Origin of the sequence: Streptomyces sp., assembly GCF_031178505.1 — a bacterium.
Taxonomy (GTDB): domain Bacteria; phylum Actinomycetota; class Actinomycetes; order Streptomycetales; family Streptomycetaceae; genus Streptomyces; species Streptomyces gulbargensis.
In genome coordinates this window covers 1-3056 of sequence record NZ_JAPSIW010000807.1, presented here as the reverse complement: position 1 = coordinate 3056, position 3056 = coordinate 1, and the positions used below count along the sequence as shown (strand labels likewise).

3 protein-coding genes are annotated in these 3056 nt (G+C 75.1%); 1 reads left to right on the top strand and 2 read right to left on the bottom strand.

What is annotated here, in order from left to right:
* A partial coding sequence (locus RIF68_RS32675; protein WP_309054982.1) for a LuxR family transcriptional regulator occupies positions 1 to 661 on the top strand: 661 nt, incomplete at its 5' end.
* Between the two features lie 726 nt (positions 662 to 1387).
* Here RIF68_RS32675 and RIF68_RS32670 read toward each other — a convergent pair.
* Entirely contained in the window at positions 1388 to 1873 is a 486-nt protein-coding gene (locus tag RIF68_RS32670) for a VTT domain-containing protein (protein WP_309054980.1), read from the bottom strand.
* A 417-nt stretch (positions 1874 to 2290) separates the two neighbouring features.
* Positions 2291 to 3056 (bottom strand): acetylxylan esterase (locus tag RIF68_RS32665; RefSeq protein ID WP_309054978.1); only part of this gene is annotated, 766 nt, incomplete at its 5' end.

Below are 3056 nucleotides of genomic sequence, written 5' to 3'. Positions count from 1 at the left end.
CCTGGCCTCGTACAACGACCATCTGGTGGAGGTCGTGACCGGGGACGCCGTGGGCCCCCGGATGCGGCAGGCGTGGGCGAGTGCCCGGGAGCAGATCCGGCAGTTGGACTCACCGCCCTATTTCCCCCTGCCCGGCGCGACGGAGGACGCCCTGGCCACGCTGGCGCGCGGGGTGACGCAGCGGGTCGTGTACTCGCGCGCCTCGCTGGAGCATCCGGGAAACCTGACGACGAGCATCGAACCCTGCATCGAGGCCGGTGAACAGGCGCGGGTGCTGCCCTCGGTCCCGGTCAAGCTGGTGATCATCGACGAGGCGTACGCGCTGGTGTCGCTCTCCATCCGGGAGGCCGACGTGCACAACACGATGCTGGTGGTGCAGCCGTGCGGACTGCTCTCCGCCCTCGTGGCCCTCTTCGAGCAGACCTGGAACACCGCTCTGCCCTTCCACGGCGGTTCCGCCCCGCGCCCGGGCGGTCCGCCGCCCGCCGACCGGCGCCTCCTGGGGCTCCTCGCGGCCGGCGCGCCCGACGAGGTCATCGCCCGCGAACTCGGCGTCAGCCGCCGCACCCTCTTCCGCCGCGTCCAGATCCTGATGGCCCGGCTGGGGGCCACCAGCCGATTCCAGATGGCCCTTCAGGCGCAGCGCGCGGGCTGGCTCTGAGGTCCCCGCATGCCTCACCGGCCGGCCCGGTGGACGGAAAACCCCGCGGACCGGCCGGACCGTGAGTCCGCGCGGCCCGGCCGCACGGACCGGAGTGCCGGGCCGGAGCGGGGGCCGGACCGGAACGGGGCCGGGCCCGTGAGGACCGGCGGAGACGACAGGAGCGGCGGGAGCCGAGGCGCTCGCCGCCCCCGCCGCCGATCAGATCCGCCTCCGGGTCGTCCCGGACCGGCGGGGTCAGACCGGCCTCGTGGGCGCGACGGCCGCCTCCGCCGGTCGCGGCGGCGGTCTTCTTCGTCCCGGCCGCCGTCCTCCTGGCCCGGCAGCCGGCGACCGGGGTGCTGCTGTCGCGGTTGGCCCGCCTGGAGCCGGGGTGGTCCCGTACGGTCCTCGCCCCGCTCCTGCCGGAGCCTCCCTTCGCGCACCCGCCCGCTCGGCGCCCGCCCCGGCGTCGCGGACGCGCTGCGATCTCCACCGCTCCGGCCGCGATCTGCGGGGGCCGGTCGACCTGTACCCGCTGTGCTGGTCGGGCGACGTCCCGCGGAGCACCGTGCCCTCGGGCGTCGACGGGCTGTCCGGCCTACCGGGCCGGTTCCGCCGGCGATGGCGCAGGGGCGGTTCCGCCGCTGCGAGGACGCCTGCGACTCCTCGGGTGCGGTGGCCGGGCGGATCGGTGCCGCCCCGTACCCAGGGGTGCTCACCCCTGGGCCACGGCTCCGGACGCGTTCAGGACTCCTCGTCCCCGGTATCGGGAGGAGCCGACGCCGCCGCCCTTCTCCTGCGGTACGCCACCGCGCCGCCCACCGCGAGGAGGAGACCGGCCACGGCGGCCGCTCCGAGCACCGGGTGCTCGGCGAACAGCCTGAGCAGAACTTCGAGCACGCCGAGGCCCGCCGTCGCGTAGATCAGCGCCCAGGCCGCTCCCCCGAGGAACAGGGCGGGCAGGTAGCGGGTCAGCGGCATGCGCATGCTGCCCGCGAGGAGGTTGGCGACGGTCTGAAAACCGACGGTCAGGAAGGAGAGGGCCACCACCGGTGCGCCCCACCGCTGGATCGCCCGTTCCACGCGCACGAACTTGGCGGTCGAGATCCGCCCCGCGAGCCTGCTCCGCCGGGCACCGGCCCCGGCCAGCCATCCGACGGCGAAGGTCCCTCCGGCCCGGAGCAGCACGATGACGTAGAGGGCGGCTGCCGTGAGCGCGACCTTACCCATGGCGCCTCATCCGGGGCGCCGGACCGCGGACCGAGCCAATTCCCAGCCGCCCCCGGGGCCCCGCCCCGGCGGCACCACGACGAGCCCGAGCCCGGTCTGCGTCTGTCACGTGCGCTCTACCTCTGCCCGTTCCGTCCGTCCCCTGCGTTCCCCCGCGGCGGCCCCGGGACCCGTCCGACGCCGAGCCGGGCCCGCCCGGCACGGCCAGACTAACCGAACGCCCGTCCGCCATATACACGCCGTGGTGACGCGGCGGCCACGGGCGGGCACCAGCCGCGGCCGCGAGGCGGTCCGTCGCACCGATCGGCCCAGGAAGGCCAACCGCCCCTGCCGCTCCGGGGCGTCCTTGTTCGTGTCCGCCGGCCGGTGCACGGCAACCTTCGGTTTCGGTTCCCCACCGGGGTGCTCACGCGGCGGTCAGAGCTCCGGTGCGAGACCGTGCTCGCGCAGCCAGGACAGCTGGACCGGCGGGTTGGAGCCGTATCCGCCGCCGTGGTCGCCGAAGGGCCAGACGGTCATGGTGCGGTCCTCGCCCCGGTAGTGGTTGTAGGCGGCGTACACCGTGGAGGGCGGGCAGATCGGGTCCATCAGGGCGACGCTGAACAGCGCGGGCACGGCGGCCCGTTGGGCGAAGTGGACGCCGTCGAAGTAGTCGAGGGTGGCGAGGGTCTGCTCCACCCGCTCACGGCTGTGCCAGCGCAGGTACTCGGCGATCTCCGGATACGGGCCCTCCCCGGTGATCCGCACGGCGCGGCGGAAGTGGCACAGGAAGGGGACGTCCGGCAGTGCCGCCGCCACGCGGTCTCCGGCGAGAGCGGCGACGGCGAGGGTCAGGCCGCCGCCCTGGCTGCCTCCGGTCACCACGATCCTGCGCGGGTCGAGGCCGGGCAGCCCGGCGACGGCGTCCACGGCGCGTACGCAGTCGGTGATCAACCGCCGGTAGTAGTAGTTCTCGGGGGAGTCGATGCCTCGGGTCATGAACCCCCCGGCCCACTGGGTGCCGTCGCCCGCCGTCCGGTCCGGGGTGTCGTGGCCCTGGCCCCGGCTGTCGACGACGAGCTGGGCGTAGCCGGCGGCGGACCAGAGGAGGTGCTCGGTGGGCAGACCGCGGCGACGACGTCGGCACCCGTGCGCACGTCGACGCCCTCCTCGACGGCCGCCTTCTCCAGCGCCTCGACGAGCC